This window comes from Burkholderia sp. BCC1999 (assembly GCF_905339975.1).
Classification (GTDB): Bacteria; Pseudomonadota; Gammaproteobacteria; order Burkholderiales; family Burkholderiaceae; genus Burkholderia.
This window is the reverse complement of sequence record NZ_CAJPHP010000034.1, coordinates 40,938-55,732: the sequence shown is the minus strand read 5'-3', so window position 1 is coordinate 55,732 and position 14,795 is coordinate 40,938. Positions and strand designations below refer to the sequence as shown.

The following is a 14,795-nucleotide window of genomic DNA, read 5'->3' as shown; positions in this document are numbered from 1 at the left end:
CATGCCGCTCGCTCGATACCGTTGGCGTCATGCACGAAACGCCGCACATGTCGCGCGGCACCGGCATGAAACAAGGAGACGAACGATGTTGACCCACTTGGAGCGGCTGGAGGCCGAAAGCATCCACATCATGCGCGAGGTGGTGGCCGAGAGCGAGAACCCGGTGATGCTGTATTCGATCGGCAAGGACAGCTCGGTCATGCTGCATCTCGCGATGAAGGCGTTCTACCCGGCGAAGCCGCCCTTTCCGCTGCTGCACGTCGATACGACGTGGAAATTCCGCGAAATGATCGCGTTTCGCGACGAGACGGCCGCGCGCCTCGGCCTCGACCTGCGCGTGCACATCAACCCCGAGGGCGTCGCGAACGACATCAACCCGTTCACGCACGGCTCGGCCGTGCACACCGACGTGTGGAAGACGCAGGGGCTCAAGCAGGCGCTCGATCACTACGGCTTCGACGCCGCGTTCGGTGGTGCGCGCCGCGACGAGGAGAAATCGCGCGCGAAGGAGCGCATCGTGTCGCTGCGCTCGGAACAACACCGCTGGGACCCGAAGCGCCAGCGCCCCGAGCTCTGGTCGCTGTACAACGCGCGCAAACGCAAGGGTGAAAGCCTGCGCGTGTTCCCGATCTCGAACTGGACCGAGCTCGACATCTGGCAGTACATCCAGCTTCACGACATTCCGATCGTGCCGCTCTACTACGCGAAGGAACGGCCCGTCGTCGAACGCGACGGCGCGTTGATCATGGTCGACGATGAACGATTGCCGCTGCGCGACGGCGAGCAGCCGCAGATGCGCAAGGTGCGCTTTCGCACGCTCGGCTGCTATCCGCTGACGGGCGCGATCGACAGCGATGCGAGCTCGCTCGACGACATCCTGCAGGAAATGCGCGAGACGCGCACATCCGAGCGCCAAGGACGACTGATCGACAGCGATTCGGCCGGTTCGATGGAAAAGAAGAAACAGGAGGGATATTTCTGATGGCACACGTACTCATTGCGCCCGACGAGCTCGCGCGCCACACCCCCGAAGCGCCCGCGACCGGCGACGCGCCCACGCAAACCCAGGACCTGCTGCGGTTCATCACCTGCGGCAGCGTCGACGACGGCAAGAGCACGCTGATCGGCCGGCTGCTGTACGAGTCGAACATGCTGTTCGACGATCAGCTCACGCAGCTCGAAGCCGATTCGAAGAAGGTCGGCACGCAAGGCGGCGAACTCGATTTCGCGCTGCTCGTCGACGGCCTGTCGGCCGAGCGCGAGCAAGGGATCACGATCGACGTCGCGTACCGCTTCTTCGCGACCGCACGACGCAAGTTCATCGTCGCCGATACGCCCGGCCACGAGCAGTACACGCGCAACATGATCACCGGCGCGTCGACCGCCGATCTCGCGGTGATCCTGATCGATGCGCGCAAGGGCGTGCTCACGCAGACGCGCCGCCACAGCCATCTCGTTGCGCTGATCGGCATCAAGCGCGTCGTGCTCGCGATCAACAAGATGGATCTGGTCGACTACGGCCAGGCCGTGTTCGACCGCATCGACGCCGACTATCGCGCGTTCGCGGCCGAACTCGGGCTCGCGGACATCGTCAGTATCCCGATGTCGGCGCTGCGCGGCGACAACGTGATCGCGCCCAGCGCGCGGATGCCGTGGTACACCGGAGCGTCGCTGATGCAGCATCTCGACCACCTGCCGCTCGCCGCGCGCGTGACGCGCGACGAGCCGTTCCGGCTGCCCGTGCAGTGGGTCAACCGTCCGCACCTGAACTTCCGTGGCTATGCGGGCAGCATCGCGTCGGGCGAGATCCGCGTCGGCGAGCGCGTACGCGTGCTGCCGTCCGGCAAGGAGAGCCGTGTCGCATCGGTGATCACGCAAAGCGGCGACAACGACATCGCGCGCGCCGGCGACGCAGTGACGCTCACGCTCGCCGACGAGATCGACATCAGTCGTGGCGACATGATCGCGAGCGCCGACGCACCGCCGGAAGTCGCCGACCAGTTCGAGGCGACGCTCGTGTGGATGCACGACGAGCCGATGCTGCCCGGCCGCCCGTATCTCGTGAAGCTCGGCACGCAGACGGTCGGCGCGACCTGCGCGACGCCGAAGTACAAGATCGACGTGAACACGCGCGAGCATCTCGCCGCGCGCACGCTCGCGCTCAACGAGATCGGCGTGTGCAACCTGAGCTTCGACCGGCCCGTCGCGTTCGATCCGTACGACCGCAATCGTCATACGGGCGGCTTCATCGTGATCGACCGCTTCACCAACGACACGGTCGGTGCCGGGATGCTGCACTTCGCGCTGCGCCGCGCGCACAACGTGCACTGGCAGGCCGTCGACGTCGATCGCGACGCGCGCGCGATGCAGAAGGCGCAGACACCGCGCATCGTGTGGCTGACGGGGCTGTCGGGCGCAGGCAAGTCGACGATCGCGAACCTCGTCGAAAAGCGGCTGCACGCGCTCGGCAAGCACACGTACCTGCTCGACGGCGACAACGTGCGGCACGGGCTCAATCGCGATCTCGGCTTCACCGAGGCCGATCGCGTGGAGAACATCCGGCGCGTTTCCGAAGTCGCACGGCTCATGCTCGACGCGGGGCTCATCACGCTCGTGTCGTTCATCTCGCCGTTCCGCGCGGAACGCGAGATGGCCCGCGCGCTCGTCGGTCCCGACGAGTTCGTCGAAGTGTTCGTCGACACGCCGCTCTCGGTCGCCGAGGAGCGCGATCCGAAGGGCCTGTACAAAAAGGCGCGGCGCGGCGAGCTGAAGCACTTCACGGGCATCGACTCGCCGTACGAGCCGCCCGCGCAGCCCGAACTGCGCGTCGACACGGTGGCCGAGTCGCCAGAAGAAGCAGCCGATCGCATCGTCGCGTACCTGCTGCGCGAGCGCGCGGCGTAAGCGCCGCAGGCGGGCGGCCCGATGCTTGCCCGCCGGCCCGCGTCGTCTACTCCGTTCGGATGACGCGGGCCGCCAGCCGGCCGGTATGCTGGTCCGGGAACCCTTCATCCCGACCAAGGAGAACACGAGCATGCGGATCGCGCTGGCACCCGGCGATACGACCACGCACGACGGCTTCGACGACGCGGCCTGGACGGCGCGCGAACTCAGCGCGTGGCTCGGGCTCGTCTATCAGGGGCCGTCGGAAACGACGCCGTGGGCCGGCTTTCTCGAAGCGGCTCGCGTACGGCTCGAAGCGAGCTTCACGACGCTCGTGCTGCGCAATCCGGGCGGCGCACGGCACGGGCTCATCATCAACGCGTCGACGCACGGCCCGATGCTGCCCGGCGAGCCGTCGTACAGCGAGCAGTTCTATGCGCTGTGCCCGTTTCTCGACCAGCCGCCTGGCCAGGTCTTCACGGCCGACCGGCTGTTCGGCGAAACCGCATGGCGTGCGCACGACTTCTACCGTCAGTACCTGCAGCCGCTCGACCTGCGCTACATCCTCGGTGCGAACCTGCGCGGCGAACGCGGCGTCGAGTGCGCGTTCTTCGTGAGCCGCGCACACGGCAGCCGCGATTTCGACGCCGCCGAGCGCGCGCAGGTCGCGACGCTGCTGCCGCACCTGCAGCGCGCGGTCGAACTCCATGCGGCATTCGATGTGCTCGATGCCGAACGCGCGCTGTACGCGGGCACCGTCGACCGGCTCGATGTCGGCACCGCGATCGTCGACGAGGACGGCCGTGTGATCAAGCGCAACCGCATCGCCGAACGGCTGATCGAGCAGCAGGACGGGCTGTGCGTACGCCAGGAGCGGCTCCACGCGTCGTGCCCGCTCGACGAGCGCCGGTTGCAGAAAGCGCTGCAGGCCGCGCTCGAGCATTTCCGCGCCGGCGCGCTCACGCGCATCGAAGCCACCACGCTGTCGCGCCCCGGCGGCGCAATGCCGCTGAGCGTGCTGTTGCGCCCGCTCGCGCCCTATCGCGGCGCCGAGGACCGCCAGCACCGGCCGGCCGTCGCGGTGTTCGTGCGCGATCCCGCGTCGTCGCCGCAGACGTCGCGCGACATGCTGCACCGGCTGTTCCGGCTCACGCCGATGGAAACCGAGATCGCGCTGCTGCTCGTCGACGGGCTGACGCTCGACGAAGCGGCCGCCGCGACGGGCATCACGAAGAACACCGCCCGTGCGCACCTGCGCGGCATCTTCGCGAAAACGGGCGCGACGCGGCAAGCCGTGCTCGTGAAGACGCTGCTCAACAGCGTCGTGTCGATGGCGTAGCGCGCCAGCGGCCAGGCGCTGGTTGGTCGGCGCTATCTTGGCTCATGTCATACGTCATCAGACATTGATGATCATCACGCCAGCCTCGTGAAATTCCCCAATATTTGGGTTTTTTCGGGTAAACCCGCGACGTCTTCATCCGCACTCAGGCGTACCATGTCATACGACGACATACTACATCGACTGCTACCCAGACGCCGACGCGGGCCGCCGCCCCGTCCGCCGCCGCCCGACCGGAGACACCCTTGAACCCGCCCTCGTCCGCCCTGCCCGGCCGCGACCCGCTCGCGTCCGCCGTCTCGAAAGTGAAGTGGCACGTGCTGCCGCTCGTGCTGATCATGTTCATCGCGAACTACATCGACCGCGTGAACGTCGGCTTCGTCGATCGCCACCTCGAAGCGTCCATCGGCATCGGCGCAGCGGCGTACGGGCTCGGCGCCGGGTTGTTCTTCGTCGGTTATGCGTTGTTCGAGGTGCCGTCTAACCTGTTGATGCAGCGTTACGGTGCACGCGTGTGGCTCGCCCGCATCATGGCGACGTGGGGCATCGTCGCGGCCGCGATGGCGTTCGTATGGAACGACACGTCGTTCTACACGCTGCGCTTCCTGCTCGGCGTGGCCGAGGCCGGTTTCTTCCCGGGCGTCGTGCTGTACCTGTCGCAATGGCTGCCGCCGCAGGAGCGCGGCAAGGCGATGGCGATCTTCCTCGGCGGCTCCGCGTTCGCGTCGGTGCTGTCCGGGCCCGTGACCGGCGCGTTGCTGTCGATCCGCGGCTTCGGCCTCGAAGGCTGGCAGTGGATGTTCCTGATCGAAGGGTTGTTCTCGGTCGCGCTGTGCGGCGCGAGCTGGCTGCTGCTGAAATCGCATATCCGCGACGCGACGTGGCTCACGGCCGAAGAACGCACGGCGCTTCAGAACGCGCTCGACGAGGAACGCGCGGCGCGCGACGTCCGCTCGAACGTGCCGGTGCGCGCCACCGCGCTGCTGCGCGACCCGCAGATCATGCTGTTCTGCTTCCTGTACTTCTCGATCCAGCTGACGATCTACGCGGCCACGTTCTGGCTGCCGACGATCATCCGCAAGATGGGTGGCCTCACCGATTTCCAGGTCGGCCTGTACAACACGATTCCGTGGATGATCGCGATCGGCGCGATGTACGGCTTCGCGGTACTGTCGTCGAAATGGAAGCATCCGCAGCGCTGGCTCGCCTGTGCGCTCGTGCTCGCCGCCTGCGGGCTGTTCGCATCGACGTCGCACGATCCGGTGTGGTCGTTCGCGTCGATCTGCTTCGCCGCGCTCGGCTTCAAGGCCGCGTCGTCGCTGTTCTGGCCGATCCCGCAAGGCTATCTCGACACGCGCGTGGCCGCGGCCGTGATTGCGCTGATCAACTCGGTCGGCAACCTCGGTGGTTTCGTCGCGCCGACGGCGTTCGGCTATCTGAAGCAACATACGGGCTCGATCACGGGCGGCCTGTATGCGCTCGCGATCGCTTCGCTCGTCGCCGCGGTCGCCGCGCTGTTCGCTCGCACGCATCGGCGCAGCGATCCGCCGCGCGGCCTGCCGGCCGACGCATCCTTCACGAACGCTTCGATGCTCCGCCATGCCGAACACTGACCGCCTGACCGTCGTCGTCTCGAATGCCGCCGACGGCGACCTCGCCACGTTCTCCCTCGCCGGCGACGGCACACTCGCGCCGCTCGCGCGCTACCCGGCGGCCGACGTCGCGATGCCGATCGCCGTACAGGCCGACCATGCACGGCTGTACGTCGCGACGCGCGGCGAACAGCCGACGATCGTCGCCTTCCGCATCGCCGTCACGGGTGTGCTCGCACGCATCGGCACGACCGCGATCGACGCGAGCCACGCGTACCTGTCGCTCGAGCGCAGCGGCCGCTGGCTGCTCGGCGCGTCGTACGGCGGGAATTCGCTGAGCCTCTACGACGCCGCGCGCATCCGCGACGGCGACGGTACGCCGCTGCAGGTCGCGGGCGGCATCGCGAACGCGCACTCGGTGATCGTGTCGCCGGACAACCGTTTCGCGTACGTCAGCTCGCTCGGCTCGGATCGCGTGTTCGGCTTCGCGCTCGTCGAGGATGCGGCCGGCCTGCGTGCGGTCGAACACGGCGAAACGCGCGTGCCGGCCGGTTTCGGCCCGCGTCACCTGCAGTTCGCGGATGACGGCCGCACGCTCATCGTCGTCAGCGAATTCCAGGCCACGCTCGCGACCTTTGCACGCGACCCCGACACCGGCCGGCTCGGCGATGCGCACGTGAGCCCGCGCCATCCGGCCATCGCCGAACTCGCGCCAGGCCATGCGCGGCCGCCCGCGCCCGCCGAGCCTTCCGTCTGGGCCGCCGACCTGCACCTGACGCCCGACGAACGCTTCGCGTATGTCAGCGAGCGCACGTCGAGCCGCCTGCTCTGCTATCGCCGCAACGAAAACGGGGCGTTCGAACCCGCACACGCGACGGCGACCGAGACGCAGCCGCGCGGGTTCGCGATCGATCCGTCGGGACGCTGGCTCGTCGCCTGCGGCGAACAGTCGGAACACGTGGCGGTGTATGCAATCGCACCGGACGACGGTGCGCTGACGCCGCACGCACGCGTGCCGGGCGGACGCGGCGCGAACTGGATCGCGATCGTCTGAGAAAAGGAAACGTGGGGCATGAATCGGCACGCCCGCCACGCAGGCCGATGCACGCCCGCGTTCAGCGCCGCTCGCTCGGCGCGACGCCCGTCCAGCGCTTGAACGCACGCGTGAAGTTCGCGCGATCCGTATAACCGACGCGCACCGCGATCTCGTCGACCGGCAGGCGCGTGCCTTCGAGCAGCCGCAGCGCGTCGCGCAACCGGATCTCGTCGAGCAGCGCCGAATAGGTCGCACCGTAATCGGCGAGCTTGCGCTTGAGCGTGCGCGCCGACACATGGAGTTCGCGCGCGACGTCGTCGACCGACGGATAGCCGTCGTCGCCGCAGATCAGCAGGTTGCGCACGCGCTCGACGATGCTCTCCGCATAGCCGAGCCGCGCGAGTTCGGCCTCGCATTGCTGGACGATCATCTGCGCGGTCTGCGCGTTCGCGGTGCCGATCGGCTCGTCGAGCAGCGCGACGTCGCAACGGATACGGTTCGCGCTCGCATCGAAATGGCAGCGCGGCAGCCGCGCGCGATAACGCTCGAACCACGGCGGCTCGGGCCATTCGAAGTGGAGTTCGGCACGCGACTGGAGCGTGCGGCCAGGTGCCGGATACAGCAGCGAATTGAACAGGATCGCGGTCTCGACCAGGAAATTCTCGACCGCGAACTGGCGCAGCCTGCCGAGCGGAAACGCTTCGAGCACGTCGATGTCGACGATGCCGTCGAGCTGCGTGAGCCGCACCGAGAAGAACGGCACGCGCGTCGGCAGGTAGCGGATGCCGAGCGCGATCGCCTCGCCGAGCGTCGCGCAGCTCATCAGCCCGAAGCCAATCAGCCCCGCTTTCGTCAGGCTGCTGCGCAAGCCGATCTCGATTGCGATCGACGGATCGTCCGTCGCGTCGAGCAGATTGAACACGATCGCCGCCTGCTGCAGCGGCGTGATGCGCGCATCGGGCTGCGCGAGCCGGTCGCGCTCGACGCCCGAGCCGGCGAGAATGCGGCCGCCGTCGATGCCGCGCTCCTCGGCCAGCATCAGCATGAACAACGCATACGCGGACGACACCGTCGCCTTGTTCAACTGGCGCGCGGCATCCGGGACGGACAGGACCATGCGGCGGACTCCGGAGCGGTTTCGGCGGATTGTAGCGTCGCTGGCCCGCAATGACACCACGGCGGCACTCTAGCCCGGCGGCCAGCGTGGCCCGAAATGACACCGTCATTGGCACGGGCGGCCCTCGCATGCGGTCCGGCGGGCGCCTATGCTTGTCACATCGGCATTGCGCCCTACTCTTTCCGCACGGATTCCGTTCGATGAGCCAACCCGCACGAACCGTCTTTCGCCACGACGCAGACAAGGTCGCGTACGTCCGCCGCGAAGTCAACGCCGCCAGCGATGCGATCCGCGCGCGCTTTCCGCTGCTCGACAACCAGAACCTCGTCGGCGCAACCGTGATGGCCGTGTCGGTGAGCGCGATGCTCGCGATCGCATGGCTGTATGCGCGCGGCACGATCGCGTGGTACGTCGCGTTGCCGCTCGCCGCGTTCGTCACGTCGCTGATCCACGAGCTCGAGCACGACCTGATCCACCTGATGTACTTCAAGAAGACGCCGTGGGCCTATCACCTGATGATGGCGCTGTGCTGGCTCACGCGGCCCGGCACGATCAACCCGTGGACGCGGCGGCGCATGCACCTGCATCACCACAAGGTGTCGGGCGGCGAATCGGATCTCGAGGAATTCGGCATCACGAATGGCGAACGCTGGGGCGTGAAGCGCCTGCTGATGATCGCCGACGGCATGCTCGCCGTCGTGCTGCGGCCGGCCGCGATGCGTCGCAAGGTGAAGCAGTACGTGGCCGCGCAGCCGGTGCAGGATCCGTCGGAACGCCTGCAGCTGCGCGTCGAGCAGGTGTCGTCGTACATGCCGGTCGGTCACCTGTATTACGCGCTGTGGCATGCGTTCGTCGTCTATCACGTCGGCCTGTTCGCGCTGCATGCGTTCGGCTACGCGGTGACGGTGCCGGCCGTCGTCGAGCGCGCGATGAATGTCGTCGACTTCCTCGCGGTGGTGTGGCTCGGTCCGAACTTCGTGCGCAGCTTCTGCATCAACTTCGTCAGCTCGAACATGCACTACTTCGGCGACATCGATTCGCGCAACGTGATCCAGCAGACGCAGGTGCTGAACCCCTGGTGGATGGTGCCGTTCCAGCTGTTCTGCTTCAATTTCGGCAGCACGCACGCGATCCATCACTTCGTGGTGCGCGATCCGTTCTACATCCGGCAACTGACCGTGCGCACCGCGCATGCGGCGCTACGTGAAGTCGGCGTGCGCTTCAACGACGTCGGCACGTTCGCGCGCGCGAATCGCTGGGGCGGTTATCGTCCGTCGCGCGGGACGCGTCAGGCACCGGCCGACGCGTAACGCGCCGAATCAATCGCCGATCGGCGGCATCGGGCCCTGCCCGCGGATCCACGACCAGTTCGCGAGTTCGGCCATTTCCTTGTCGCCGCGGCTGTCGCCGTACGCGAACAGCTGCTTCGGGGGCCGGTTGCCCCACCATCCGCGCAGCCGCACGACCTTCTGCGGCCCCCAGCAGTTCTCACCGTCGAGCCGACCGGCGAACCTGCCGCCCTCGAACGCAAGCTGCGTCGCGAGCACCGCATCGAAGCCGGCCGTCTTCGCCCACTTCTCCAGATACAGCGACGGCGACGCGCTCACCAGCACGACTTCGTGCCCGCGCGCCCGATGCTCGCGAATGCGGTCGAGCATTTCCGGACGCACGAGGCCCGGCAGATAGCTGTCGACGAACGTGCGCGCCTGCGCATCGAGCGCGTCCTTGCGGATCGGCCCGAATGCGAACGACGCGAACTTCGCCTTCGCGTCGCCGCGCGACAGCAGCCCGGCCTTCATCGCGATGATCCACGGCAACGCGCGCAGCCCGGCCCATGCGAAGCGCGGCGTGCCGACCGCGTAGCGGACGAAATGGCGAAAGCTGTCGGTAGTCGTGATGGTGCCGTCGAAATCGAACGCGGCGACGATGCGGTCAGTCATGGAGAATCGGCGGGAAAGCGATGGAATGCCCGGGAAGATAGCAGACTCGCGGCGCCACGCGTGAAACGCCGTGATGCGGCGTGGCTCGGGCAGCGGCTGCACGCGCCGCCATGCGCATGGCCGCCGTGCCGTTTGCTCAGCGCTGCGGCCGCGCGGCGAATGCCGCCGGCAACACGACGTTCATCAGGTGATCGGCGCGCGACAGCAGATCGGTCACGCGCTCGTCGAGCCCGCGCAGTTGCGCCGGCTGCATGCGGATCTGCTGGACGGCCTGCCCGACGATGTTGCGGCGGTCGAACAGCGTGCGCTCGACGCCGGCGTCGTCCGGTGCGCGCACGACGTCCGACACCGCGCTCAGCGCCGCAAGCACGACCACGAGGTTTTCTTCCGCATGGCGGACCTTCGCGGCGAGCTCCTCGGTGCGGCGCGGGAAGAAGCCGAGCGACTGCTTGAGCGCACCGATCGCCGCGCGGTAGTCGACCTGCCCCGACGCCGCGCCGAACCAGCGTTCGAACACGCCGGCCTTGCGCGTCGCCTGCGAGAGCATCCCGGCCATCATGTCGGCCGCGCCGAGTTCGTTGAATTCGCGCGTCGTCGCCGCGACGGCTTCGACGAGATTGCCGGCCGTCTCCAGCGCGCCGTCGCCGATCGTCGCGACCGTCGCGAGCTTCAACGGCACCAGTTGCCGGATGTGCCGCTCGATGCGCGGCGCGTAGTCGGGATAAAGATTCGGGAAGCTGGCCTGCGCGGCGCGGAAGCAGGCTTCGAGCTGCGGGTGGTTCGATTCGCCGAACAGCGCGCGGCCGACCGCTTCGGCCGGCGCCGCGCGCACGGCGCGATCGGACGACGGCGCCGGCCCGAAGTCGAGCGCCTGCGGCGCGGGCCGCTCGGGCGCACGCGCGGACGGCGCATCGGCCGCGGGCGGCGCGTCGAACGCAAGACGCCCGGGCGTGCGCTCGGGCGTCGTATCGAACTCGAGCTGCTTCGGCTCGTCGGACGGATTCGTCATTGCCGCTTCCTGCCCGGCGCGGCGGTGTTCCGCACGCCGGGCTGCCGCCAGTCAGACCGCGCCGCCGTACGCGCGCACGAAATCGCCGAGGCCACGGTTGTAACCGGCGCCGACCGCCTTGAACATGAAGTGGCCGTCGCGGCGATAGAAGCTGCCGACCTGCACCGACGTCTCCATCGAGAAGTCTTCCTCGAGCGCGTACTTCGCGATCACCGCGCCCGTCACCTCGTCGGCGATCTGGATGTAGCTGTTGCGCACCTGCCCGAAATTCTGGCGACGCGCTTCGGCCTGGTCGATCGTCACGACCACCGAGATTTCCTCGATGTCGGCCGCGAGCTTCGTCACGTCGATGAAGATCACTTCGTCGTCGCCATCACCGCTGCCCGTGCGATTGTCGCCGCTATGCACGACGCCCAGGCACTTCGACGCCGGCATTCCGCGCTTCGGGAAATCGTCGCCCGGCTGGATGAAGGTGTCCTTGCGCTCCATCGTGCGCACTTCGCTGTTGTAGAACACGAAGTGCTGATCCGAGATCAGCCTCGGATTGCTCTGCGCGTCGTACTTGCACAGGAACACCGACACGTCGAGATCGAAGTCCGTGCCCGTGTCCGTTGCGTTCGCGTCCCAACCGAGACCGATGCGGAATTTCTGCGTGCCGGGCGCTTCCTTCGACAGGTTGACGCGACCGCCTTTCGACAAATTGATCATCTGAACCTCTTCTGCTGGAACCGCCGTTGCGCCGGCGGCAATGCCGGGCCGCACGGCGCGGCCCTTCGTTGATGGTTTTCGTGACGCGCGTGACGCGCGCTTATTCGCCCGCCACCGCGGTGCGGTCTTCCCTGCGCTGCACGACGATCGACGACCACACGGCCGCGGCGATCATCGCCGCGCCGATCAGGCCAGTGACGACCTCGGGTACCTCGAACTTCACGCCGAGGAACATGATCGTTGCGAGCGCACCGATCGCCCAGAACGCGCCGTGCTCGAGAAAGCGGTACTGCGCGAGCGTGCCCTTCTTCAGCAGCACGAGCGTCATCTCCCGGATGTAGGCCGCGCCGACGCCGAGGCCGAGCGCGATCAGGAAGATGTTGTTCGACAGTGCGAATGCGCCGATCACGCCGTCGAAGCTGAACGACGAATCGAGCACTTCGAGATACATGAAACCCGCGACGCCTTCGCGGACCACGCGTGTTCCCGTCTCGCCGCCGCCGACCAGGTCGCCCACGCCGTGCGCGATCACGAAGCCGATCACGCCGAACGCGCCCGCGAGCAGGAAGCTGACCTGCTCGGCTGCCGGCACGTAGAACGACGCGACGATCACGATCGCGAGCGTCAGCGCCACTTCGAGCGCGGTGATGCGGCCGAGATGGCGCATCGGTCCTTCGAGGAAGCCGATCCAGTGCTCGTCCTTCTCGGTGTCGAGCATGAACTTGAAGAACACCATCAGCAGGAACGCGCCGCCGAACGCCGACACCTCATGATGCGCGGACGTCAGCACGGCCGCGTACTTCTCGGGCGACTCGATCGCGAGTGTCAGCGCATCCCACAGGCCGATGTGACCGATCACCGCGACGATCAGCAGCGGGAACACGAGCCGCATGCCGAACACCGCGACCGGCAGGCCGAACACCATGAAGCGGTTGCGCCACTTCTCCGACCAGTTCTTCAGCACCGATGCGTTGACGACCGCGTTGTCGAGCGACAGCGAAATTTCGAGCACGCACAGGACCGCGACGATCAGCATGTCCTTCACGCCGCCGAGGAGATAGGCCGCGATCAGCGCGAGCGCCGTGAGCGACAACGGGATCTTGAAGTCTTTCAACATGATGGGGTAATCGAGTTCAGAAAAATGGGCGTGCGGGCCGCGCTTACTTCGCGCGCACCCAGTCGCAGAATTCCTGCGTGATCAGCTGTTCGTAGATCTGTTCGTCGCTGATATTCAGCGATTCGAGATGCAGGAAGCCGACGTTCGGCATTTCGTCCGCGATTTCCGCGAGGAAGCCGAATTCGCTCGGATCGCCGACGCCGACGAGCGACCAGTACAGCGGGAAATGCTGCGACTCGGCCAGCAGCTGACGCACGCGCTTGCGGTCGTTCTTCGGGTTCTGGCCGTCGGTGACGAACAGCACCCATGCGGGCAGATGGCCGTTCACCGGCGCGGAGGCGGCCTGCGCGGACGTGTCGTCCGCACTGCCGAACAGCCGGCTCAGGAAACCGCGCTTTGCTTCGCGCTTCGGCTCCGGCGCGCGGAAGAAGAAGTCGACGATGTCGTTCATCACCGGCGCGTACTGCGTGCCGCCCCACTTCTCGATCCGTGCCTCGAGCACGTGATCCGAGATGTACGAGCCGTAGTTGTCCGGCGTCGCGGTCGGCAGGCGGTCGTAGCCTTCGGTGAAGGTCCATGTGTCGACTTCGCCGTTGTCGTCGAACTTCAGCGCGATGCCGAGGATCCGGTCGTGTGTCTCCTGGATCACGCCCGACTGGTACAGCGGCTTCGCGGAACCCGAGATGTCGAGCGCCGCGCCGACACGCACGACGGGCGGCTTCAGGATCTGGCGTTTTTCGAGGACGATCGCGACCTTCGCCGCGCGTTTCTCAAGCGTAATCATGCGGTGTTCTCTCAGTTCTCTCAGTTGTGCTTCGGAGCGAATCGGGTGATCAGGTCCTGTTCGAGCTGGCGCAGGCGCGGCGCGTCCTGCTCGCGCTGGCGCTTGCCGTCGGCGATGATCTGCGTGATGTCGTCGAACGCACCGAACAGCTGCTGCTGCGCGTATTCGAACGTATCGGTCGAGATCACCGGACGCTGGCCGAGCTTCGCGACTTCCTGCGCGTTCTGGCGGTTCAGGTCGGCCTGCGCGCGGATCGCCTCGTCGGCCGCGTCGTACGTCGCGTTCGCGAGCGCCGCCGCGCGCTTCGTGCTGAGCTGCTCGAGGTAGAGCGCGAACGCGTTGGTCCACGCGGGGATCAGCACGGTCTTGATCGTCATGAACTTCGACGTCAGCGTGCGTTTCTGGTCCTGCTCCATCCGGATCTGCGGCGCGAGCTGCTTCGACATCAGCATTGCGCGATCGAGGTCGTCGAGCTTGCTTTCGAGCGCGTTGACCTTGCGCTTCACGTCGAGCAGGCGCTGCGCGGCGAACGCATCGTCCGCCGGCTGCTGGCCGGCCGCCAGATGCGCGCGCAGCGTCGCGAGCGCCGTTTCGCCGTGCGCCTTCGACTGCGCGAGCTCCTGGTGCAGCGCGTAGTTGTCGTTGTACATCCGCTCGAGCTCGTCGATGCCGGCCTTCTGCCGCTGCGCATGGTTTTCGAGCTCGACGACGAGCGTATCCATCCGCTTGCTCACCGACTCGTATTGCGACAGCAGCTTCTCCTTGGTCGAGCGGAACAGCCGCGTGACCTGCGTGAGCAGCCCGCCCTTGTCGGCGCCGCGCGGGTCGAGCCCCTTCGCGGTGGCGATCAGTTCGTTGAGCTTGTCGCCGAACTGGTCGGCATCCGACGCGCGAACGCTCGCGAGAATCTGCTGGGAGAAGGCCGCGATCCGCGTGCCCTGCGTCGCGCCGAGCTGATCGATCTCGTCAACGGTGATCAGGCGCGCATGCTCCGTCGGCGGTGCGCCCGGCACGACGACCTCGGCGACGGCAGCTGGCGCGGCGACGGGTGACACAGACGGGGTGGAAGGACGGACGCTTACCGCATCGGATTTCTTGTCATCGAATAGCGGCTTCATGTGGCTACCACGTTTCCTTTTCTGCTTTTTGCTACGTGTTGTCGTCGTGCGCGCAAGGCGCGCATTCGCGATTGCCGTCGTGCTCTCTCACGGGCGGCAGACGGACAATAAATGGCGACGGTGCGGTGCGTCAAGCGATGCAAATCTTTCCA

13 protein-coding genes are annotated in these 14,795 nt (G+C 67.0%); 6 read left to right on the top strand and 7 right to left on the bottom strand.

Translation table 11 applies throughout. From position 1 onward, the window contains the following. The first annotated feature begins 1 nt into the window (after position 1). The 5 genes from cysD (at position 2) to U5809_RS32645 (ending at position 6,868) form a co-directional block, all read left to right on the top strand. On the top strand, positions 2-982 hold the full coding sequence (gene cysD, locus U5809_RS32665) for a sulfate adenylyltransferase subunit CysD (RefSeq protein ID WP_322089570.1): 981 nt from the start codon (positions 2-4) through the stop codon (positions 980-982). After that, positions 982-2,904 (top strand): sulfate adenylyltransferase subunit CysN, encoded by a 1,923-nt coding sequence (cysN, locus tag U5809_RS32660; RefSeq protein WP_322089569.1) that lies wholly within the window; start codon positions 982-984, stop codon positions 2,902-2,904. The genes cysD and cysN overlap by 1 nt, the downstream gene beginning before the upstream one ends. Before the next feature lie 130 nt (positions 2,905-3,034). Further along, positions 3,035-4,222, top strand: a complete 1,188-nt coding sequence (locus tag U5809_RS32655; RefSeq protein WP_322089568.1) for a helix-turn-helix transcriptional regulator — start codon at positions 3,035-3,037, stop codon at positions 4,220-4,222. Positions 4,223-4,467: 245 nt separating this feature from the next. Then, positions 4,468-5,835 carry an MFS transporter gene (locus U5809_RS32650; RefSeq protein ID WP_322089567.1) on the top strand — a complete coding sequence of 456 codons (1,368 nt, stop codon included), beginning with the start codon at positions 4,468-4,470 and terminating at the stop codon, positions 5,833-5,835. Next, a complete protein-coding gene (locus tag U5809_RS32645; RefSeq protein ID WP_322089566.1) occupies positions 5,822-6,868 on the top strand; it encodes a lactonase family protein in 1,047 nt (348 codons plus the stop codon). Before U5809_RS32650 ends, U5809_RS32645 begins: the two co-directional genes overlap by 14 nt. A 61-nt stretch (positions 6,869-6,929) precedes the next feature. Here U5809_RS32645 and U5809_RS32640 read toward each other — a convergent pair whose 3' ends face one another. Further along, positions 6,930-7,967, bottom strand: coding sequence for an AraC family transcriptional regulator (locus U5809_RS32640; RefSeq protein WP_322089565.1), 1,038 nt, complete (start codon positions 7,965-7,967; stop codon positions 6,930-6,932). A gap of 200 nt (positions 7,968-8,167) precedes the next feature. Between U5809_RS32640 and U5809_RS32635 the strand changes: the two genes are divergently transcribed. Further along, on the top strand, positions 8,168-9,277 hold the full coding sequence (locus U5809_RS32635) for a fatty acid desaturase (RefSeq protein WP_322089564.1): 1,110 nt from the start codon (positions 8,168-8,170) through the stop codon (positions 9,275-9,277). Between the two features lie 9 nt (positions 9,278-9,286). Here the strand turns inward: U5809_RS32635 and U5809_RS32630 are convergent, their stop codons facing one another. The 6 genes from U5809_RS32630 to U5809_RS32605 all read right to left on the bottom strand — a co-directional run bounded on the left by U5809_RS32630 (position 9,287) and on the right by U5809_RS32605 (position 14,643). Next, positions 9,287-9,907: an HAD family hydrolase gene (locus tag U5809_RS32630; RefSeq protein ID WP_322089563.1), complete on the bottom strand. Its 621-nt coding sequence runs from the start codon at positions 9,905-9,907 to the stop codon at positions 9,287-9,289. Between the two features lie 136 nt (positions 9,908-10,043). Then, positions 10,044-10,916 (bottom strand): hypothetical protein, encoded by an 873-nt coding sequence (locus U5809_RS32625; protein ID WP_322089562.1) that lies wholly within the window; start codon positions 10,914-10,916, stop codon positions 10,044-10,046. Positions 10,917-10,967: 51 nt separating this feature from the next. Next, positions 10,968-11,624: a TerD family protein gene (locus U5809_RS32620; protein ID WP_322089561.1), complete on the bottom strand. Its 657-nt coding sequence runs from the start codon at positions 11,622-11,624 to the stop codon at positions 10,968-10,970. A 100-nt stretch (positions 11,625-11,724) separates the two neighbouring features. Further along, positions 11,725-12,741, bottom strand: coding sequence for a DUF475 domain-containing protein (locus U5809_RS32615; RefSeq protein ID WP_322089560.1), 1,017 nt, complete (start codon positions 12,739-12,741; stop codon positions 11,725-11,727). Between the two features lie 43 nt (positions 12,742-12,784). Beyond that, entirely contained in the window at positions 12,785-13,525 is a 741-nt protein-coding gene (locus U5809_RS32610; protein ID WP_282505581.1) for a VWA domain-containing protein, read from the bottom strand. 20 nt (positions 13,526-13,545) lie between these two features. After that, on the bottom strand, positions 13,546-14,643 hold the full coding sequence (locus U5809_RS32605; RefSeq protein WP_322089559.1) for a toxic anion resistance protein: 1,098 nt from the start codon (positions 14,641-14,643) through the stop codon (positions 13,546-13,548). Positions 14,644-14,795: the final 152 nt, after the last annotated feature.